The sequence below is a fragment of the Streptococcus sp. ST14 genome (assembly GCF_046098195.1).
GTDB lineage: Bacteria > Bacillota > Bacilli > Lactobacillales > Streptococcaceae > Streptococcus.
Map to the genome: position 1 here is coordinate 22,119 of NZ_JBJUSF010000019.1, position 21,579 is coordinate 43,697.

Here is a 21,579-nt window from a genome sequence, read left to right on the forward strand (position 1 = left end):
ATCAAAAGCCCCGTCGCCTTAGGACTGTTACTACCTTGCCATGGGTATCCTGTATAGGAATGGTTCCAAAAGCACGACTATCTACAGCCGTTGTTCGATTGTCTCCGAGGACAAAGAGTTGTCCTGCTGGGACTTTCATTGGGAAGCTAGCCCCTTCCTTATAGAGCAGCGTTTCTTTGTAGATATCCTGCTCTTGTTGAGGAGAAGCGTTGATGATGAGACCATTTTCGTTTATATCGATCGTACTTCCTTCGGTTGCTATGACACGCGCCACTCTTTCCTTGCCCTTATAACTATAGACGAGCAAATCACCAATCGAATAACGTTTATCCAACCTATAGTAGACAACCAAGTCGCCATCTTTTAAGGCTGGCTTCATGCCATCGTCATTGTATCTCAATAGTCCAAAGACAAAAAAGTAAAGGGTGGCCAGTACAAACCCAACCATCAGAAGCTTACTGACTAAGTAGAGGATATCTCCCCATACACTCGGCGGAGACTTATCCCGATTAACTTGTGTTACTGTTTTCTTATGTTTCTTTTTAAGTAGCATTATTTTCTCCTATGTACCACTAGATATCCGAGTAGGATTGTAAAGAAGATTCCCCCTAGAGGAAGGATTATTCCTAACACGAGTGTACTGCTGAGGAAGTCAACTCCGGTTTCAGGCACGCTATTCTTATTATTCGTGACTGTCGCGGACTTATCCCCATCTAGCTCGCCTTCTTGATTTTCATAAGATACCTGATATCCACGCGAAGAGTTTGATTCCTCTTCAATAGTGTAGTGACTATTGAGTGGAAGTCCATCAATTTTTATGGTTTGATCTTTGTTTAGATCAATAGACGCTCGACCATTCGTAAATTGCAGAGGGGTTCTTTCATTATTCACCGTTGCATTATAGGTTCCATTCAATGGACTGTTCTGAGCATCCCTGATGTTAATGGTAATCTTGAAGGATTTTAATAGATTGGCAAATACACCCGTAACTTTTTTTGTGACTGATAAACTTGGAAGCTTGTGATTCGTAACAGTGCTGGTCTCGTCTTTATTCAGATCGCCCTCTTGATTCTCATACGTAACGTGGTAACCATTCGTTGATGCCGCTTCTTCTTCAACCTTGTAATGGGTTCCTCGAGGAAGATAGCTTAGAATACCTTTCCAACGTTTTCGTTTTTCGACACGGATCTCCGCTTCACCATTCACAACAGTTATCTCACCAAAAGTTCCATTCAATGGCGTAGAATCAGGAGAGGTTAGTTTTACCTTAATCCTAAACTCCTTGTTCAAGTTATTTTCAGCTTCCAACACTTTCTTAATCGTCAGACTTGGCAATTGTTTATAGCTTACCTTAAAGGATGGTTTAGTTTCTGTACCAACATTTTTTATTTCTTTGGTAAAGGCGGGGACGTCCGGTGCAATTATATCGTATTGATATCCTTTGGCAACCTTTTCAAAGTTCCTCGTTTCATTAGATTTATTTTTTTCAACAGTCACATTGGTCTTTCGATAGTCTTGATTATCAGAACCTCCGTTCTTGTTCTTTTGAACCAGTTTCAGTTCAACATTACTCGGTTGATCAGCTGTAATAACAGTTCTCGCCCCCGTCACACCTTGCCATTCAACTTCCACTGGTACCGTTAATGGATCTGAAGGCTTAAAGGTTGGGTTGTCAGAGTATTCTTTGGTCTTGGTTTGGGAGGTGCCTATTCCATAGGAATAAGTGACATTGGCCCCTTTATTGGAGTAGAGTTTATTGACATCAGAACCCTCAGCATCACCAGCCTCTATCTTCTTATCACCAGCAATGGCATCTAGAGCTTCTTGACTTGATGTAACAGTGAATTTTAGAACATATCTAGCTCCATCTTCTAAGGAATAATTCGGAGAAAATTTAGCCGTAACTTCCACTAATCCTTCTGAGGTTGTTTTGGTATCAAAAGTTACTTGATTTTCAGTTAATGTTTCACTGCTACCAGCCTTTTCTTTTACTACACGAAACTCTGACGATCCGTTTGGTAATAGCTGGACATACTTAGAAAGAACATCCTTGATGGTCACGTGGTGGACTCCCAGTGGCAGAATCTTATCAGTGATATCTTTGAAACTGTCTTGTAACTGGTCTTCATCATTTGCAGAGAATATTTCATTTGGAATGGAGGCATTATGTTGCCTCATATAATATTGCAGACTGGTAATACTGTCGACATTATTTGAATAACGAAATTTAATCGAATAGAAACCATCAAGTGTTGGAGCCAAGCTATATGATAGACTATTTAGATTATTATTTAATCTATCCCAAAACCACTGGGGAGCTGTTTCGATATTAGGATCCTCGTTATTGTAGTTATATATAGTGTAACCATTGGCATCGTAGACCATATTCGCAAAGCCATCTGAAAGCAAAATAACGACTTTCTTAGCATTAGATCTTGCACTTCCCATTAACTGGTTGGCCAAGGTTAATCCAGCCCCAATATTGGTCCCGGTACCAATACCTGACTCAGTACCAATGGAATTACCTCCTGCAATACTCATGTTGTATACCGCTGTTTTAGCAGCACGAGCATTGTTACTCCATCCTAAAATCGTGTTAGCATCATCCCATGGTGAAACGCCATCATAGTATTTTGTCATCCGTTCATAGGGCCAGTATGGTCTAAAAAGTCTCCATTTGTTTCCATCCCAATACTGATCATTCTTTTTATTGTCAATTTTCCCACCAAATCCTACCATAGATAAACGGTTATTAGAATTGGATAGAATGGTATCAATTAAGCCCTTACGACCATTTGTTCCTCTTAGAGTATTTTTCAATGCGTCAATCCGACTGATCGTCCGTCCATCAAAAGATTGGACATCCTGATTCTGCATACTTCCTGAGAGGTCTGCTACTAAAACAACATCCAAGGGATCCGTTTGGGTCTCCGTTCCCAGTTTGGACGTGATATCCAATGACAACTCATACTTGTCATCCTGTCCCGATATCGGAGTAATTGTCTTGTGAAGGGTTGTCTGAGGTTCTGTAGTAGAATCAGCATTTAACAGGCTTATCGGAGCACACAAAAAGAGAATAGCTAACAGTGTAACTAAACGGCGCGCAATAATTTGAACTTTCTTAAAATCGAAGCGAATGTTCATTTTATTCTCCTTAACTAGAATGTACTAATATTGTTACTATATCAATCTAGGACATTTACAAGATAATTGTACAATAAAGTTCACGCAGTGTCAATTAATATGATTAATTTTATATTATGTTAATTAATAAAAAAGTATGATTCTTCTTTGTCTTTCAAACTATTCTATGGTAAAATGAAAAAAGAAATAAAAAATCTCATAAAATATCAATGCATATATTTTGTTCTAAAATATCCAAAATTTCATTTAAAAGTCTATTGAATTTGAATTATTATATTTTTTCAAAATTCATGAAATCTTCAGAGTAAGGTTTTTTCCGAAGTTTGCATTCTATTTTATGATTGTTAAAGGAGTTTTTATGACTTATTCGAACCTTTTAGATCGTTTCTTGACCTACGTTAAGGTCAATACGCGTTCTGATGAACACTCTACTTCTACTCCAAGTACGCAAAGCCAGGTAGATTTTGCGACCAATGTTCTTATTCCTGAAATGAAACGTGTCGGTCTGCAAAACGTCTACTACCTTCCAAATGGTTTTGCTATTGGTACCTTACCAGCTAATGATCCCAGCCTAACACGCAAAATTGGCTTCATCTCCCACATGGATACTGCTGATTTTAATGCTGAGGGAGTTAATCCGCAAGTCATCGAAAATTACGATGGTGGAGTTATCGACTTGGGTGATTCTGGATTTAAACTTGATCCTGCTGATTTCAAGAGCCTTGAGAAATATCTAGGCCAAACGCTTATCACAACTGATGGCACGACCTTGCTGGGTGCTGATGACAAGTCAGGAATTGCTGAGATTATGACTGCTATTGAATATCTGACTGCTCATCCCGAAATCAAACACTGTGAGATTCGAGTTGGTTTTGGACCAGATGAAGAAATTGGCGTTGGTGCCAATAAATTTGATGCAGATGACTTTGACGTTGACTTTGCCTATACTGTTGATGGTGGTCCGCTAGGAGAACTTCAGTACGAGACTTTCTCAGCAGCTGCTGCTGAACTCCATTTCCAAGGGCGCAATGTTCATCCTGGTACTGCTAAAGGTCAGATGGTCAATGCCCTTCAGCTAGCAATTGATTTTCATAATCAACTTCCTGAGAATGACCGACCTGAACTAACAGATGGTTACCAAGGTTTCTATCATCTTATGGATGTGTCAGGTAGTGTCGAGGAGGCGCGTGCAAGCTACATCATTCGCGATTTTGAAAAGGATGCCTTTGAAACACGTAAAGCAGCTATGCAGTCTATTGCTGACAAGATGAATCAAGAACTTGGGAATGATCGCGTGACCTTGACTCTGACTGACCAGTACTACAATATGAAGGAAGTCATTGAGAAAGACATGACACCCGTTATCATTGCTAAAGCTGTTATGGAAGATTTAGGTATCACGCCAATTATCGAACCAATTCGTGGTGGAACAGATGGGTCTAAGATTTCCTTTATGGGAATTCCAACTCCAAATATCTTTGCTGGTGGTGAAAACATGCATGGACGTTTTGAATACGTCAGCCTTCAAACTATGGAGCGTGCGGTGGATACCATCATTGGCATTGTATCTTATAAAGACTAAAAAAGACGAGGTAGCTCAGCTACTTCGCCTTTCTTTTTATTCATTTGGTTGAGCACTTGTCTCAGACTCACTTTGTGCTTGCTTTTCTGTTGGTTTAGAAGTAGCTGTTTCACTGTCTTTCTCAGACTTAGATTGGCTATCAGTTTCACTTGCTTTTGAACGGAGTTCCTGGTTCAAGCTAATGATTTCTTTAGCTAGAGTGAGGAGGCCTTCTTTATCACTGCTTTTGGCTGCAAGTTGATCAAATAGGCCATCAACACGTTCAAAGTCAGCATCGGATCCCTTGTTATCCTCAAGATACTTGTGAAGAGAGAGCAAGACATTATAGAGTTTTTGGTAGATGATCACCGTTTGTGGATCCTGTTCTGCTTCTTTTTTCTCTCGTTGGATAGTCGCTGCAATACGATTCAAGAGATCCTCAAGTTGTGTTTTAGCTTCGTCAAGGTCTGCATTTTCCTTTTCAGTAGCCGCTTTGATATTAGCTGCTTCTTCAGCTAGGGATTGTTTGACACCATCTTCTTTGACACGTGCTAGGAGTTGGGCAGCTTTAGTTAGGAGAGCTTCCACTTCTTCCTTCTTAACATGGCTAACCCGTTCTTCTGGCATAAAATCACCGTAGAGCTCTTTTAGGAATTCATAGATGGCGGCCTTAGCAGTTTGACTATCTACTTTTTCCGTATCTAGAATAGTCTTACCAGCTTTTGTAGAAACAGGTTCTTCTTTGAGAGCTTCTTCTACTTCTAGCTTAGTTTGGTAAATAGTTGGGAATAACTTGTTCAAGTCGGTTGCTTTGAGGAAAGATTGTGACTGGTAAAGTTCCCATGTCAACTTGGCAACACGGTTCCGAAGTTCTTCTCTCAAACGACCATCAGACACATGTTCGTAGAAGTACTTGATGTACTCTACTGTTGTGACTCCTGTCCGATCTCGGAAATCTTGCAAGGCCTGAAGTTTCGCTTCAATGGCAGCCAACTCTGTCTCATCCTGTGCTAGTTTTGCTTCCTGCAAATGTACCAAAAGATCTTTCTTAGGCAAGCCATAAGTGTCCGTATCCAATGTATTGATCTTATCTACAAGGGCTTGGTACTTCTTATCTAAAGGTGAAGTTTCAACCGGTGCCACACTTTGATCCACATGGATATACTGTTTATCAAAGAGATCCAAGGCTGCTAGGTATCCAGCAGTTGAGTTTGTTGCCAGTTTTTTCATATTTTCGGTGAACTGCCCCAAAGCAAGTTCAAGCCGTCTCTGCATGATTGGCTGGTCTTTGTAGAGACTTCTGCTATCTGCTAACAGTTGATCCACTTTAGATAGAACCGTTTGTTCATCAAATGCTCCAGGTTGATAGGTCGATTGTAGGGCCGGAATCTTATTTTTCAAAGCTACTTCATAGCCCTTAGTTTGAACCTTGATGTAGTGATTGTGGTCTCCGTGAGGAATCACAAAACTACCACTTTCTACCTGTAAACTATAAGGAGATACCCCATCACGTAGGGCAGTCGTATAAAGTTCATTTAGGAAATCCAGTTCTGGATTTCCAGTTTGGAGAGGAATACGAACATGTTCTTTTCGAACAGCATAGGGATGGATATGGGTTGGATCATAGGCTTGATCCGGATTTCCAAAGACAAAGAATCCATTTGAAATGCGAATTGCTTCGAGCGGTACTCCGTAGGTCTGTGAGATATACTTGATTTTTTCTTCATCGCTCGCATCTCTCGAGAAACTTTCCACAGTCTTTGCAAGTGGTTGAACGTGCTGCGGCTGATGATTTTCTTTCAAGTGATCTTGGGCAGCTTTGATTTGGGCTGCAGTCAAGTCCTTCTTAAAGAAATAATGAGCGTGATCTCCATGAGAAACTACAAACCCTTGCTCATCTTCACTAATAACACGGTCAGCTGCAAAACCATGATCATGTTCTTCGCCGTGATGGTGGTCATGCTCCTCTCCATCATGGTCATGGTCTTCATGGTTGGTATCCTGACTTCCATGGTCACCGTCTTGGTCATGATGATGATCTGGTTGAGCTGGATGTTCTGTTGGTTTGCTTGGATTTTCCAAAGGTGTTGGCTTCCCACCGTCGCTAGATAAAGGAATCATACGCGCAATCTTTTCTTCCAAGGCAGAAAGTTTTGTATATGGGATGAAATGATAGTGATTTCCGTGAGGAATCGCCACACCACTCGGCGTTCTACTTGAAATCTTAGCAGGGTCAAAAATCAAGCCATCTGATTCAGCATAACGTTGACTACTTGGAAGAGCATAGAGCTGTTGCAATAGACTCTGAAGACTCTCAGCTTGATTACTTGGTGTTTCAGCCTGTTGACTTTGGTTGGTAGTTTGACCAGTTTCGTTTGGACTAGGACGATAGTTAGTCACACTCTGCTGAGTTCTAGTTCCAGAGAGGTAGGCTTGGGCAGCAGCTAATTCGCTAGCAGACAAGGAACTCTTTGGAATGTAGTGGTAATGTCCACCGTGAGGTACGATATAAGCATCTCCAGTATCCTCTATAATATCAGAAGGATTAAAGATGTAGCCATCATCAGTTGTATAGCGACCTTGAGATTGAGCAAGCGCCACTGCACTATTAGAAGTTGGTGCATCATGAGTATGACCTTGTTTTTGGCGCTCAATTTCGTCCTTCGTACGAATATTATCAGCATGAGCCGCATCTTTAAGGTAGACATAATACTTACCATCCACCTTGATAATGTAGCCACCTTTGATTTCATTGACAATATCAGCGTCTTTCAGTTGATAATTGGCATCTTTCATCAACAGTTCTTCGCTGAAAATCGCATCAAAAGGAACTTTACCATTGTAATAATGGAAGTGATCACCATGTGAAGTCACATAACCTTGATCGGTAATTTTCACAACAATTTGTTCAGCCTGAATGTCTTCTTTTTTGCTAACTTGGTCTGGCGTCTGGGTCTCTGTTTTTTGAGTGTCTTGCTTCCCATCAACGTAAGACACACGGTTATTATCTTTGTTTCCTTTCACCTGGTGTTGGTTCAATGCATAGATGCATAGGCTTAGGGAAAGGACAAGAGCCGATCCTGCAGCAAGGTATTTCTTCTTCATTTTCATCATCTCCTCATTATACTTCCTTAACCATAGCGTAGATAGGATAGAAACTGGTCACAATTTTTATCCCTTTACCTGTCTGACTTTCCTTTTGACCACAAGCAGCTAATACTAGAACCAATGCACTGGTCATCAATACTAAAATCGTTCTCTTTTTCACCATAACTCCTTAACTAGTATTTAACCATTTAATTAACTAGTAAATAGTTTATCTTTTTTTATTTAATAAGTCAAGATTTTAATCGTCAAAAATAAAATCACTGTTTTAGGACTCTTTGATTCATTTTTTTAAGACAGTAACCCCCAGCTTTTTTAACAAAGAAAAGGACATTATTCTATCAAAAATAGAACAATATCCTTTCGAATAGATTATAACAAATAAAAATCTTTTAAGGTTTTATTTGTTTTAGTGTCTTAATGTCATACATCACTAATTCACCGTTTTTATTGTAAAACTGAACCCCTTCTGGTTGAAAGATTAGAAACTTAGGATCAATTTGGGCAATTTTCGCTAACTTTTCTATATGTTCATTTAAAGTTACTTTATCTAACCCATAATCTGGTAAATCATCATCATTTTCTTCTTTGGAAATTTCTTTATTTTTTGAAGGAATTTCGTTGGTTGTACCAGTCTCATTCTCCCCTATATTTTTCTTCGGTTGCTCCTCAGTTTTATCTACAGTAGTCTTATTCTTATCACTATTTTCAGTATTGTTTGAATCAGGTTTTAATTCTTCATTAGGATGTGTAGACGTTTCAGTTTTAGATTCCTTTTCTTTCATTCTTTTGGCTATTAAGTCCTGCGCTTGTTTCCATTCTACTTCTGATAAGTCGGATTTAGTGATACTTCTCAATGAACCACCTCCAGCTCTTGGAATACTAAATGATTTGTCTTCCCATACAAAAGTTTCTTTTGCCAATACATCTTTCGGATCAAAAATATAACCATCTGGAGTTGCAAATCGACCTTCTGCTAGAGCTTTCTGAACTTCTTCAGCAGAATGGATAATTTGCCAATTCTGCATTCCAGCGCGTTTTTCAAGAGGAGTCACATTAGCAATAACGGAACCTGAATCCTCGTGACCCGGCTTAGACCAAACTTCAGGACGAACCTCAGGGTGTTGCATGACATATTTAATAGTCGCAATTTGATCAGGCTCTAACCATGAGTAAGGCACAACATGAATATGATCAATGTGTGGAATAATGAATGAACTTCCAGTATCATAGGTAGTATTCGCTGCATGCATCGGCAAACTTGAGACATCTACAGCTAATCTTGGTTTGATCCCTGTGTCTACTATATCATAACGATAATGATCTCGATCCTTAAGCATGAGTTCTTGTTCAGAAAAAGCAATTTGAGTAAGATCAAGTTCATCTCGAGAGTAGAAGTATTCTTTTCCGTTTTCTTTAAGAACATAGCCTACTTTACCATCTTTAGTCACTTTACCAGTCACTTTTTTTGAATCAAATTTTGGTTTTTCTTTGTTATCCATATTCTCTGAAGGAATAACACTCTCATTAGGTTGGCCTTTTTCCTTCATCCATTTGCTAACTTCATCTAATTCGAACTGTTCTAACTCTCCAAATCCCACATAATGGAAATGATTTCCATGTCTTGCTATAATGCCTGATTTATCAACTGAATAGATAGAATCTTTACTGAATACATATCCATCACTAGTATCGTATGGTTTGCCATCCAGACCTTTACCATAAGCCTTAATTGAATTTCCTAAAAATGTATGCTCAACTGTACTGTTTGTTGGCTTTTGAGTATTTACTGGCCTGTTGTTTCCGTTATTTTGTCCTTTTACAGAAATCATTCTCGCAATCTTCTGCTCTAAGTCAGACATTTGAGAATAAGGGATGAAGTGATAATGATCTCCGTGTGGCACTGCAACACCATTCGCAGTTTTTCTTGTAATCTGCGCTGGATCAAAGACTAGTCCATCTGATTCCACGTGTCGTTGACTAAGTGGCAAGGCATAAAGTTGTTTCAAGAGACTAGATACATCTTCACTTGGACTTTCTTGATAACTATTATCCACTTGTGAGCTAACACTTGGAGCCCATCCTCTAATATTTGTCTCAACTTTACTATAATTTGTTTGTCCGTATGAACTACTATTCGATGCATCTGATGAGCTACTAGAAGAATTTGTAGACGGACGATACCCAACTGAGCTTGTTTGACCACCTTTACCAGATAAGAAGGCTTGAGCAGCAGCTAATTCACTGGCAGACAAGTCACTCTTAGGAATATAGTGGAAGTGATTACCATGAGGAACGATATAAGCATCGCCCGTATCTTCGATGATATCAGATGCATTAAAGATATAACCATCATCTGTTGTATAGCGTCCTTGAGCTCTGGCTACAACTACTGCCTGATCGTTAGAACCTCCTCCGTGATTACTACTATGTTCTTGTTTCTGACGAGTAATTTCTTCTTTTGTTCGAATATTATCCGCATGAGCCGTATCTTTCAGGTAAACATAGTATTTCCCGTCTACCTTAATCACATAACCACCCTTGATTTCATTGACAATATCTGAATCTTTCAACTGATAATTCGGATCTTTCATCAGTAGCTCTTCACTGATGATAGCATCATAAGGGACCTTACCATTATAGTAATGATAATGGTCTCCGTGAGAAGTCACATAACCTTGATCCGTGATCTTGATGACAATCTGCTCAGCATTTATACCTTCTTTTTTACTGACTTCATCAGGTGTCAAAGTCTCTGCCTTTTGACTCGGTTGTTTTCCATCTATATAGGAAACACGATTATTTTCCTTGACTGTTCTAGCTTGATACAGTCCCAACTCGTAAGAACAAACACTTAAAATTAAAGCTGCCGCAGAACCTGCTAGATATTTTTTATTGATTTTCATAATTTCCTCATTTTAATTCTTCTGCAAGAACATTCATGTTTTCTTCTAGATTTTCTAAGTAAGTTTTGTCATTTTCAGGATCTGCTTCTAAAGGATTGAGTGTCTTTAGGCTAACTCCTGTTGATTTGACCAAGGTTTCAGCGACTTTAGAAGAAGCATTGCTCTCAGTAAAGATGGTTTTAACCTTATAGGTCTTAACGAATTCTTGAATTTCTGTTAGTTGTCTCGGACTTGGCTCTTGTTCAGGGGAAATCCCTGCTATACCAAGTTGTTTCAAACCAAAGCGTTTAGCGAGATAAGAAAAGGCTGTGTGTTGTGTAACAAAGGTCTTTTGACTCGCTTTTTCAAAAATAGGCTGGTACTTCTTAGTCAATTCTTGGGCTTTAGCGATAAAGTTTTTAGCATTCTTTTGATACGTTTCCTTATTAGCACTATCAATCTCCGAAAGTTTGTCAGCGATAATCTGAGCTTCTTCGCCAGCTTTTTCTGGATCTAACCAAGTGTGAGGGTCGTAGAGTGTTTTTTCATCAATACCGTCACCAGCTTCTACATCTTCTAAACCTGGAACACGCTCCAAGGTCATTCCTTCAGAAGCTTCTAAAACCTTAACTTTTGAGTTTTTCAAGTTAGGATCTAGACTTCCAGCCCAAGATTCGAGCGTATGAGAATGGTAGACAAAGACATCCGCGTCATAAATAGCAGCAATGTCATTTGCTGACGGTTCAAAGGAGTGAATCCCACTACTTGACTGAATCATCCGTACATCATTCAAGTCCCCTGATACCTCTTTGACCATGGCATAGATTGGGTAAAAACTTGTGACAATCTTCATCCCTTTTGCTTCTTGTTTTTCTTTTTGGCTACATGCTCCTAAGACAAGAATCAACAGACTTGCCATTAATAGTAGAATTGTTCTTTTTTTCATCATTACTCCTTAACTAGTATTTAACCATTTAATTAACTAGTAAATAGTTTATCTTTATTTACACTATATGTCAAGATATTTTGCATATTTTCATGAAAAAAATGAGAATTAGAACTTACATTCTATTCTCATTTTCGATTTTATCTTTTCTAGATCTCCTATCCTGTTTTTAGGATCTAGAAAATGCTTCTACCTTTACTTGCTCTCCTTTAATAAAGCCAACAACTTTTCAGCATCAGCCATAATGGTATTGTTATCCTGAGCACCAAATAGCAGGTTATTTTTTAAGCCAGTGAGAGTTTCTTTGGCATTGGACTTGATAATGGGATCTTGGATCTTTGCAAGTAGCTCTTCAGCCTCTCTCAGTTTTTCTTCAACCTTTTCAGTTTCAACCTGAGGTTCTTCTGGTTCCTCTGGTGATTCTTCTTCTGGCTCCTCAGTTGGTTTTGGAGATTCTGGTTTCTCACTTTGAGGCTTCTCTTCGCGTGGCTTTTCTTCCTCAGGTTTGTCTGTCCGAGGTTTCTCCTCTGATGGTTTTTCCGTTTGATTGGTATCAGCTTGACCATTTTGGTTTCTTTGAACATGGTCACTTGCATTCCCCCAACCACTATCTGAATGCGGACGTTCGTTTGGATGTTCGACATAGTACTTGACAGTCGCAAAGAGATCTTCTAGACTATACCCCTTAGGTGCCTCATAAAGTCCTTCGTCAAACCACTCAAATTTGATGTTATGATAATGGTCATAATGAGGAATAATCAAGCTTCCGTTTTTGACTTCCACAGTATGTTGGAGATTGTAAGGCATACGATTAAGTGGCACCTTCTTGGCTGCTTTCACGCGGTTGTAGATAGCTTCTGCTCCCTTAGCCTCAGTATTTCCTGAATTCTGATGGTCTGTCGAAGGAGGCGTTAAACCTTTCTCTTTAGCATAAGCCTGGGCTGCCGCTCTTTCAGCTTCAGACAAACTATCTTTCTTAATCCAATGACTGTGGGTCATATGAGGAGTTACATAAGCATCCCCCTCATCACTTGTGATATCACGAGGATCAAAGATATAACCGTCTTCTGTTGTATACTTACCTGCCAACTTGGCTACTTGAATCTCATCATCAGTATAAGCAATTTGCGCATTTGGTTTCCCTAGACGTTCTGGATGACGAATCGGTGCTAGGAAGGTAAGAATATCATCAACTAACTTGACTTTATCGCTTGAGACATCATTGAGACGTTCCAAGAGTTTATCCAAAGCCTCAAAATCAGTTTGTCGCCCTTTATTATCAAGTAAGTCTTGATGAACTCTTGCTAGTAAATCATAAGCCTTATTGTAAAATCCTCGATCACTTGATGGGAGGTTGGTTTTCTTAGGACCTAGCTTATGAGCTAAACTTTTTTGATTGGCTAGTTTGCTATCAATGGCTGCAGCAGTTTCTGCTGAAAGTTCCTTGGCAGGAATATAACGAGAGATTCCATTCTCCTCAAATACATAGCCATCAGCTACTTTTCGAATCACCTGTTTAACCAATTTTTCATCAATTGGATTGCTTGGAGTTGGTTGAGGAGTTGGTGCAGGTTGCGGTCTTGGACTAGGTTCCGGAGTCGGTTGTGGACTTGGTTCTTCTGGTCTTGAATCCGGTACCCAATGGTTTGAACGATAACGAAGCGGGATGACGCGAGCGATTCGTTCTTCCAATTCAGACATTTGTTCGTAAGGGATAAAATGGTAATGGTCACCATGAGGTACAGCAACTCCTCTAGCTGTTCGACTTGTAATCTGCGCCGGATCAAAGACAAGGCCATCAGATTCCACGTGTCGTTGACTGAGTGGCAAGGCATAAAGTTGTTTTAGAAGGCTATCAATACCCTCATCACTTTGACTTGCTTGACTGTTAGTATTGCTGTTGTTACTTGTGTTAGTATTGGTAGTTCCCTGATTGCTTACAGAAGGTACCCAGTTTGTTCCTGGAGTGTTATCGCTATTTTGTCGGCGATAGGTTCTTGAACTTGACAGATTTCCCCGACCAGATAGGAAGGCTTCTGCAGCAGCCAACTCGCTGGCTGATAACTCACTCTTAGGAATGTAATGGTAATGATCGCCATGAGGAACGATATAAGCATCACCAGTATCCTCTATAATATCAGAAGCATTAAAGATATAACCATCATCTGTAGTATAACGTCCTTGCGAACGTGCCAAGGCAACAGCACTATCGTTTCTTGGAGTCCCACCTTCACGATGCTGACTATGTTCTTGTTTTTGCCGATTGATTTCTTCTTTTGTACGGACATTATCGGCATGGGCTGCATCCTTAAGGTAAACATAGTATTTTCCATCTACCTTAATCACATAGCCACCCTTGATTTCATTGACAATGTCTGAATCCTTCAACTGATAATTCGGATCTTTCATCAGCAGTTCTTCACTGATAATAGCATCATAAGGAACCTTACCATTGTAATAATGATAGTGGTCGCCATGTGAAGTGACATAGCCTTGGTCTGTTATCTTGATGACGATTTGCTCCGCATTGATTCCTTCACGCTTGCTAACCTCATCAGGAGTCAAATTCTCCGTTTTTTGCGTCGCTTGTTTTCCATCTATATAGGAAACACGATTATTTCCCTTAACCGTTCTAGCTTGATAAAGTCCCAACTCATAAGAACAGACACTTAAAATCAAAGCTGCCGCAGAACCAGCAAGGTATTTCTTATTAATTTTCATCGAAACTCTCTTTCTATTTGATATTTCTAGTTGCAATTCATTTCTAAATTGCAGAAACTCCTCTCTATTACTTAACTGGTTAATAGTTTACTCCTAAATTTGCAACTTGTCAAGCGTTTTATGAACCGGTTAAGTATTTTTTTATTCTGCCCCACTACTTTGTCTTCGAAAGGCTTCATATTAACTAGTTTATCTTGATAATCCTTTAAAAAATATAAAAAATCCCTGCAACTAAGTTGCAAGGACTTTTCGATTAATCAAAATTAACGTATTCTTTTTGAAGTTCAAGAACTTCTTCCATTGTTGAGCATTCTGTAAGGGCACGGTTTGCGTACTCTTCCATCTTAGCTGTGTCGAGTTTCTTCATCAAGCTACGTGTACGAAGTACAGATGTTGCTGACATAGAGAACTCATCCAAGCCCATTCCGACAAGAAGTGGAACAGCTTGTTGGTCACCAGCCATCTCACCACACATACCAGCCCATTTACCTTCAGCGTGAGCTGCTTTAATCACATTGTTGATCAAACGTAGGATTGATGGGTTGTATGGTTGGTAAAGGTATGAAACTTGTTCGTTCATACGGTCTGCTGCCATTGTGTATTGGATCAAGTCGTTTGTACCAATTGAGAAGAAGTCAACTTCTTTGGCAAATTGGTCTGCAAGCATTGCTGCTGCTGGGATTTCGATCATGATACCAACTTGGATATTATCCGCAACTGCAACACCTTCAGCAAGAAGGTTTGCTTTTTCTTCGTCAAAGACTGCTTTCGCTGCACGGAATTCTTTCAAGAGCGCAACCATTGGGAACATGATACGCAATTGACCGTGAACAGACGCACGAAGAAGGGCACGGATTTGTGTGCGGAACATAGCATCTCCAGTCTCAGAAATAGAGATACGAAGGGCACGGAATCCAAGGAATGGGTTCATTTCGTGAGGCATATCGAAGTAAGGAAGCTCCTTATCTCCACCGATATCCATTGTACGAACGACAACAGGTTTACCGTTCATTCCTTCAAGTACAGCCTTGTAAGCTTCGTACTGCTCGTCTTCTGTTGGGAAGTCTTGAGAATCCATGTACAAGAACTCTGTACGGTAAAGACCAACAGCTTCAGCACCGTTGTCATTGACACCTTCAACGTCTTTTGGAGTACCGATGTTGGCAGCCAATTCAAAGTGTTTGCCATCAGCTGTTACTGTTTTAGCATCTTTCAGGAGAGCCCATTCAGCTTTTTGTTTCGCATAAGCTTCACCAGCAGCCTTGAATTCTGCTGCTTGCTCATCAGTTGGGTTGATAATAACTTCACCTGTGATACCGTTAACGGCAAGAATGTCACCATCTTTAACGATTTCAGTGATATTGTTTGTACCCAATACTGCTGCAATTTCAAGCGTACGCGCCATGATAGCTGAGTGGCTTGTACGTCCACCAATGTTGGTTACAAAAGCTTTTACAAAGTTTTTGTCCAATTGAGCTGTATCTGAAGGAGTCAAGTCATGCGCAATCACGATTACTTCTTCATTGATAGAAGCTGGGTTTGGCAATTTTTTACCAAGGAGGTTTGCCAATACACGTTTTGTCACGTCGCGGATATCCGCTGCACGTTCTTGCATGTATGGGTTGTCTTCCATGCCTTCAAAGATAGTGATAAACATGTCTGTTACTTCTTTCAGACCTGCTTCTGCATTCACTTTCTTCGCACGGATTGTTTCCTTGATTTGGCTGATCATTTCAGGGTCAGCAAGAACCATTAAGTGAGCGTCAAAAACTTGAGCTGCTTCTTCACCGAGCGTACCTACTGCTTTCTCGCGAATAACAGAAAGCTCGTCTTGTGATGCTTGTAGAGCGGCATCAAGGCGAGCTTCTTCTGCGTTTGTATCTTCGACTGTAATAGTCTCAAATGACAAATCCGGTTGAACGAGTAGATATGCTTTTGCAACTGCAACACCGTCAGATGCTGCGATTCCTTTAAGCATTTCTGTCATTTTCCTTATGCCAATCCTTCTTTTTCCATAGTTTCAGTGATAGCAGCGATTGCGTCGTCAGCATCTGCACCTTCAGCTGAAATTGTAACGTCAGCACCTTGGCCAACACCAAGACTCATAACACCCATGATAGATTTAAGGTTTACTGATTTACCTTTGTATTCAAGAGTGATATCTGAAGCAAATTTGCTAGCTGTTTGAACCAACAATGTTGCTGGACGTGCGTGAATACCTGTTTCTGCCACTACGTGGAAATCTTTAGAAGCCATAGTTTGACTCTCCTTTAGTTATTTCTTTTTTGGATTATATGTGATAACCCTTACAAGACTGTATTATATCACCTTCTAGATTATTTTTCAAGTGTTTTATGGACTTTCTTATATTTCCTTTCAGATAACTTGCTGAAAATCTTCTATTTATCTTACCAATATACAGTATATAGTTTTTTTGTTTTGATAAACTTTGATAGTTCAATGAAAACCCAATTTTACACTCTGACAAAACACTATATCTTGTGCTTTGTTTTTAAAACTGTAACTTTTTAGCACAAGATTTAGTTTAAAAAGTTTGACAAAGTTTTTTTTTCTGATATACTAAGAAAGTAATCTATTTTGAAAGAGGAGTTACGAAAATGGTAACCGTTTATTCTAAAAACAACTGTGTCCAATGTAAGATGACCAAGCGTTTCTTGGACAGCAACAATGTCGCTTATCGTGAGATCAATCTCGACGAGCAACCTGAGTACGTCGATCAAGTTAAAGAGCTGGGTTTCAGCGCTGCTCCTGTTATCCAAACACCAACTGAGGTCTTTTCAGGCTTCCAACCAGGAAAACTGAAACAATTAGCATAATCTTAGTACATCATCCAGAAGAAACTGCTTTTAGGGCTAACTTAGAAGCCTTTCTTTTGTAATTAGATAAGGGAAATTTTATGGGATTAAAACATCTTGAAGACGTGACTTACTTCCGTCTTAATAACGAAATTAACCGTCCTGTTAATGGACAAATCATGCTTCATAAAGATAAGGAAGCCTTGGATGCTTTCTTTAAAGAAAATGTAGTTCCAAACACTATGGTTTTTGATTCAATCAAAGACAAAATCAATTACCTCATTGAACACAACTACATCGAAACAGCCTTTATCAAGAAATACCGTCCAGAGTTCTTGGAAGAATTGGCTCAATTTATCAAAGACCAAAACTTCCAATTCAAGTCATTCATGGCAGCTTATAAATTTTACAATCAATATGCCTTAAAGACTAATGACGGTGAATACTATCTTGAAAATATGGAAGACCGTGTCTTCTTCAACGCCCTTTATTTCGCTGATGGGAATGAAGCTGTTGCAATCGATATTGCCAATGAAATCATCCACCAACGCTACCAACCTGCTACTCCTTCCTTCTTGAATGCTGGACGTGCTCGTCGTGGGGAGTTGGTATCTTGTTTCCTAATCCAAGTGACGGATGATATGAACTCTATCGGACGTTCTATCAACTCAGCTCTTCAACTTTCACGTATTGGTGGTGGTGTGGGAATTACCCTCAGCAACCTTCGTGAAGCTGGTGCACCTATCAAAGGCTATGAAGGAGCTGCTTCAGGTGTCGTTCCTGTTATGAAGCTTTTTGAAGACAGCTTCTCTTACTCCAACCAATTGGGGCAACGTCAAGGTGCCGGTGTTGTCTACCTCAACGTCTTTCACCCAGATATCATCGCTTTCCTTTCAACTAAGAAAGAAAACGCTGATGAAAAAGTACGTGTCAAGACTCTATCACTTGGTGTTGTAGTACCTGATAAATTCTACGAATTGGCTCGTAAAAATGAAGAAATGTACCTCTTCAGCCCTTACTCTGTAGAAAAAGAATACGGTGTGCCATTCAATTACATCGACATTACTGAAAAATACGATGAATTGGTCGCAAATCCAAATATTCGCAAGACAAAAATCAAGGCGCGGGATTTGGAAACTGAAATCTCTAAATTGCAACAAGAGTCTGGCTATCCTTATGTAGTCAACATAGATACGGCTAACCGTGCAAATCCTGTTGATGGAAAGATTATCATGAGTAACTTGTGTTCTGAGATTCTTCAAGTTCAAGAACCAAGCTTGATCAACGATGCTCAAGAATTCCTTCAAATGGGAACAGATGTTTCATGTAACCTGGGTTCAACCAACGTGGTTAACATGATGACTTCACCTGATTTTGGTCGTTCTATCCGTGCTATGGTTCGTGCCCTTACTTTCGTTACAGATAGTTCACATATCGTAGCTGTACCAACGATTGACCATGGAAATAGCCAAGCCCACACCTTTGGTCTCGGTGCCATGGGACTGCACAGCTACCTTGCCCAACAACTCATTGAATATGGTTCACCTGAGTCTGTTGAATTTACAAGCATCTACTTTATGCTTATGAACTACTGGACCTTGGTAGAGTCAAACAATATTGCGCGTGAACGTGGTATTACCTTCCACAACTTTGAAAAATCAGACTATGCTAACGGAAGTTACTTTGACAAGTATGTAACTGGTGAATTTGTTCCAACATCAGACCGTGTTAAAGAACTCTTCAAAAATGTCTTTATCCCTGGTGTTGCTGATTGGGCTGAACTTCGCGACAAGGTTCAAGAAGATGGTCTTTACCACCAAAATCGCCTTGCTGTAGCGCCAAATGGTTCTATCAGCTATATCAACGACGTTTCTGCTTCTATCCACCCGATTACGCAACGTATCGAAGAACGCCAAGAGAAGAAAATTGGTAAAATCTACTACCCTGCTGCTGGCTTGTCTACAGAAACCATTCCTTACTACACTTCTGCCTACGATATGGATATGCGTAAAGTCATCGATGTTTACGCTGCTGCGACTGAACACGTGGATCAAGGACTTTCACTCACTCTCTTCATGCGTAGTGACATTCCAAAAGGCCTTTACGAATGGAAGAGGGAAAATAAACAAACGACACGTGACTTGTCCATCCTTCGTAACTATGCCTTTAACAAGGGAATCAAGTCTATCTACTACGTCCGTACCTTTACAGATGACGGTGGAGAAGTCGGCGCCAACCAATGTGAAAGCTGTGTGATTTAGTTTCTAGCATAGAAACATTATTTTTCCCTAAGCAGCACAGATAAAATCAAATCTACTATGTCATAACATAATTTATGTAACATTTTAAAAGTCGGGCTTCCGACTTTTTGTGCGATACTCCTATAGAATTATGGTAAAGTAGAAATAATTGTGAGTTCGCAATACTAAACACAGAAAGAGATTTTAAATGGAAACTTACTACAAAGCCATTAACTGGAATGCCATCGAAGATGTCATCGACAAATCAACTTGGGAAAAACTGACGGAGCAATTTTGGCTCGATACACGTATTCCCTTATCAAACGACTTGGATGACTGGAGAAAGCTATCTAACAAAGAGAAAGACTTGGTCGGAAAAGTTTTTGGTGGTTTAACCCTTCTTGACACTATGCAATCTGAAACTGGGGTTCAAGCCCTTCGCGCAGACATCCGTACACCACATGAGGAAGCTGTTTTCAATAACATCCAATTTATGGAATCTGTCCACGCTAAATCTTACTCATCAATCTTTTCTACCTTGAATACTAAGGCTGAGATTGAAGAAATTTTCGAATGGACCAATACCAATCCTTACCTACAAAAGAAGGCTGAGATTGTCAACGAAATCTACCTAAACGGCAGCCCACTTGAAAAGAAAGTTGCCAGCGTCTTCCTCGAAACCTTCCTCTTCTACTCTGGTTTCTTCACTCCCCTCTACTATCTCGGTAACAACAAACTAGCCAACGTTGCAGAAATCATTAAATTGATTATTCGTGACGAGTCTGTTCACGGAACCTACATTGGTTACAAATTCCAACTTGGTTTCAATGAATTGCCTGAAGAAGAGCAAGAAAAACTCAAAGAATGGATGTACGACCTACTCTATACTCTTTATGAAAATGAAGAAGGCTACACAGAGAGTCTTTATGACGGTGTTGGTTGGACTGAAGAGGTTAAAACCTTCCTTCGCTACAATGCCAATAAAGCTCTCATGAACATGGGACAAGATCCACTTTTCCCAGATTCAGCTGAAGATGTCAACCCAATCGTTATGAACGGTATTTCAACAGGAACTTCCAACCACGACTTCTTCTCTCAAGTTGGAAATGGTTACCTACTTGGTGAAGTTGAAGCCATGCAAGACGAGGATTACAACTACGGTTTAGACTAATTTGGCCAATCATTCAAAATATCATGGTTTGTTTAAAACAACCATGATATTTTTGTTTTTTGTTTTATTTTGTTTTTTTCCATTTGATATATTGAGCGTTTTATGGTAAGATAATGATAGTAGAAATCGAGGTGATAAGGATGCTAAAGCAAGAGAAACTAGATAATATTCTAGAAACAGTAAATACAAAGGGAACTATTACTGTAAAAGAAATCATGACGCGTCTGGATGTATCAGATATGACAGCTCGTCGCTACTTACAAGAATTGGCAGATAAGGATTTGCTGGTTCGTGTGCATGGTGGTGCTGAAAAACTTCGTACAGGCTCTCTCTTAAACAACGAACGCTCAAACGTTGAAAAACAAGGCTTACAGATTGCTGAAAAACAAGAAATTAGTCGTTTTGCAGGTCGTTTGATTGACGAAGGAGAAACCATTTTTATCGGTCCAGGAACAACCTTGGAGTGTTTTGCTCGTGAGCTCCCTATCGATAACATTCGTGTTGTAACAAACAGTCTTCCCGTTTTTCTCATCCTAAACGAACGAAAACTAACAGATTTGATCTTGATTGGTGGAAACTATCGCTCCATCACTGGTGCTTTTGTAGGGACACTTACCCTGCAGGATTTAGCCAATCTTCAGTTTTCTAAAGCTTTTGTAAGCTGTAATGGTATTAAGGATAAGGCAATTGCTACTTTCAGTGAAGAAGAGGGCGAGGTACAACGAATCGCCTTGAACAATGCCAATAAAAAATACTTACTGGCAGACCACAGTAAGTTTAATAAGTTTGATTTTTACACGTTCTACAATATCTCAGAGATTGATACCATCGTTTCAGATGCCAAACTGAGTCAGGAAACATTTGAAGAGCTGTCGAAACAAACAACCATTCTTTTATCAAAACCATAAAAATTGGCTCTTTGTCAACTGTAGTGGGTTGATGAAAAGCTAAGCTCGAGAAAGGACAAATTTCGTCCTTTCTTTTTTGATA

13 protein-coding genes and 1 pseudogene are annotated in these 21,579 nt (G+C 39.7%); 5 read left to right on the top strand and 9 right to left on the bottom strand.

All coding sequences use genetic code 11. The features are described 5' to 3' along the window. Position 1 precedes the first annotated feature (1 nt). Positions 2-553 (bottom strand): PI-2 pilus system signal peptidase SipA, encoded by a 552-nt coding sequence (gene sipA, locus ACIY19_RS07135; RefSeq protein ID WP_409003059.1) that lies wholly within the window; start codon positions 551-553, stop codon positions 2-4. Then, positions 553-3,144: a PI-2 pilus tip adhesin PitA gene (gene pitA, locus ACIY19_RS07140; protein ID WP_409003060.1), complete on the bottom strand. Its 2,592-nt coding sequence runs from the start codon at positions 3,142-3,144 to the stop codon at positions 553-555. The genes sipA and pitA overlap by 1 nt, the downstream gene beginning before the upstream one ends. Before the next feature lie 358 nt (positions 3,145-3,502). Here pitA and pepT point away from each other — a divergent pair, with 358 nt between their 5' ends. Then, positions 3,503-4,726, top strand: a complete 1,224-nt coding sequence (pepT, locus tag ACIY19_RS07145; RefSeq protein ID WP_409003061.1) for a peptidase T — start codon at positions 3,503-3,505, stop codon at positions 4,724-4,726. A gap of 36 nt (positions 4,727-4,762) precedes the next feature. Here the strand turns inward: pepT and ACIY19_RS07150 are convergent, their stop codons facing one another. The 7 genes and pseudogenes from ACIY19_RS07150 to ACIY19_RS07180 all read right to left on the bottom strand — a co-directional run bounded on the left by ACIY19_RS07150 (position 4,763) and on the right by ACIY19_RS07180 (position 16,618). Next, positions 4,763-7,810, bottom strand: a complete 3,048-nt coding sequence (locus ACIY19_RS07150) for a pneumococcal-type histidine triad protein (protein WP_409003062.1) — start codon at positions 7,808-7,810, stop codon at positions 4,763-4,765. Between the two features lie 19 nt (positions 7,811-7,829). Next, a pseudogene (locus tag ACIY19_RS07155) lies at positions 7,830-7,976 on the bottom strand (adhesion protein); the annotation flags it as partial. Between the two features lie 226 nt (positions 7,977-8,202). Beyond that, entirely contained in the window at positions 8,203-10,716 is a 2,514-nt protein-coding gene (locus ACIY19_RS07160; protein WP_000700248.1) for a pneumococcal-type histidine triad protein, read from the bottom strand. A gap of 7 nt (positions 10,717-10,723) precedes the next feature. Then, positions 10,724-11,641 (bottom strand): metal ABC transporter substrate-binding protein, encoded by a 918-nt coding sequence (locus ACIY19_RS07165; protein WP_000747438.1) that lies wholly within the window; start codon positions 11,639-11,641, stop codon positions 10,724-10,726. Positions 11,642-11,836: 195 nt separating this feature from the next. Then, entirely contained in the window at positions 11,837-14,362 is a 2,526-nt protein-coding gene (locus ACIY19_RS07170) for a pneumococcal-type histidine triad protein (RefSeq protein WP_409003063.1), read from the bottom strand. Between the two features lie 253 nt (positions 14,363-14,615). Then, positions 14,616-16,349 carry a phosphoenolpyruvate--protein phosphotransferase gene (gene ptsP / locus ACIY19_RS07175; RefSeq protein ID WP_000138129.1) on the bottom strand — a complete coding sequence of 578 codons (1,734 nt, stop codon included), beginning with the start codon at positions 16,347-16,349 and terminating at the stop codon, positions 14,616-14,618. 5 nt (positions 16,350-16,354) lie between these two features. After that, positions 16,355-16,618, bottom strand: coding sequence for a phosphocarrier protein HPr (locus ACIY19_RS07180; RefSeq protein ID WP_000146948.1), 264 nt, complete (start codon positions 16,616-16,618; stop codon positions 16,355-16,357). A 362-nt stretch (positions 16,619-16,980) separates the two neighbouring features. On the opposite strand from ACIY19_RS07180, the gene nrdH reads away from it, so the two are divergent. From nrdH to ACIY19_RS07200, 4 genes are all read left to right on the top strand, one after another. Then, complete coding sequence (nrdH, locus tag ACIY19_RS07185) at positions 16,981-17,199, top strand: glutaredoxin-like protein NrdH (protein WP_000259241.1); 219 nt, start codon at positions 16,981-16,983, stop codon at positions 17,197-17,199. Between the two features lie 80 nt (positions 17,200-17,279). Continuing rightward, the gene (gene nrdE, locus ACIY19_RS07190; RefSeq protein WP_000523249.1) at positions 17,280-19,439 is read left to right on the top strand and encodes a class 1b ribonucleoside-diphosphate reductase subunit alpha; all 2,160 of its coding nucleotides are present in this window, start codon (positions 17,280-17,282) and stop codon (positions 19,437-19,439) included. Between the two features lie 187 nt (positions 19,440-19,626). Then, complete coding sequence (nrdF, locus tag ACIY19_RS07195) at positions 19,627-20,589, top strand: class 1b ribonucleoside-diphosphate reductase subunit beta (protein WP_409003064.1); 963 nt, start codon at positions 19,627-19,629, stop codon at positions 20,587-20,589. A gap of 140 nt (positions 20,590-20,729) precedes the next feature. Then, on the top strand, positions 20,730-21,497 hold the full coding sequence (locus tag ACIY19_RS07200) for a DeoR/GlpR family DNA-binding transcription regulator (protein WP_409003065.1): 768 nt from the start codon (positions 20,730-20,732) through the stop codon (positions 21,495-21,497). Positions 21,498-21,579: the final 82 nt, after the last annotated feature.

What these genes read in the sequence shown, in the direction of transcription:
- ACIY19_RS07165 (WP_000747438.1), bottom strand. Translation starts at nt 11,641, where the DNA reads ATGAAAAAAAGAACAATTCTACTATTAATGGCAAGTCTGTTGATTCTT.
- ACIY19_RS07150 (WP_409003062.1), bottom strand. Translation starts at nt 7,810, where the DNA reads ATGAAGAAGAAATACCTTGCTGCAGGATCGGCTCTTGTCCTTTCCCTA.
- pitA (WP_409003060.1), bottom strand. Translation starts at nt 3,144, where the DNA reads ATGAACATTCGCTTCGATTTTAAGAAAGTTCAAATTATTGCGCGCCGT.
- ACIY19_RS07200 (WP_409003065.1), top strand. Translation starts at nt 20,730, where the DNA reads ATGCTAAAGCAAGAGAAACTAGATAATATTCTAGAAACAGTAAATACA.
- nrdE (WP_000523249.1), top strand. Translation starts at nt 17,280, where the DNA reads ATGGGATTAAAACATCTTGAAGACGTGACTTACTTCCGTCTTAATAAC.
- ACIY19_RS07180 (WP_000146948.1), bottom strand. Translation starts at nt 16,618, where the DNA reads ATGGCTTCTAAAGATTTCCACGTAGTGGCAGAAACAGGTATTCACGCA.
- nrdF (WP_409003064.1), top strand. Translation starts at nt 19,627, where the DNA reads ATGGAAACTTACTACAAAGCCATTAACTGGAATGCCATCGAAGATGTC.
- sipA (WP_409003059.1), bottom strand. Translation starts at nt 553, where the DNA reads ATGCTACTTAAAAAGAAACATAAGAAAACAGTAACACAAGTTAATCGG.
- ACIY19_RS07170 (WP_409003063.1), bottom strand. Translation starts at nt 14,362, where the DNA reads ATGAAAATTAATAAGAAATACCTTGCTGGTTCTGCGGCAGCTTTGATT.
- pepT (WP_409003061.1), top strand. Translation starts at nt 3,503, where the DNA reads ATGACTTATTCGAACCTTTTAGATCGTTTCTTGACCTACGTTAAGGTC.
- nrdH (WP_000259241.1), top strand. Translation starts at nt 16,981, where the DNA reads ATGGTAACCGTTTATTCTAAAAACAACTGTGTCCAATGTAAGATGACC.
- ptsP (WP_000138129.1), bottom strand. Translation starts at nt 16,349, where the DNA reads ATGACAGAAATGCTTAAAGGAATCGCAGCATCTGACGGTGTTGCAGTT.
- ACIY19_RS07160 (WP_000700248.1), bottom strand. Translation starts at nt 10,716, where the DNA reads ATGAAAATCAATAAAAAATATCTAGCAGGTTCTGCGGCAGCTTTAATT.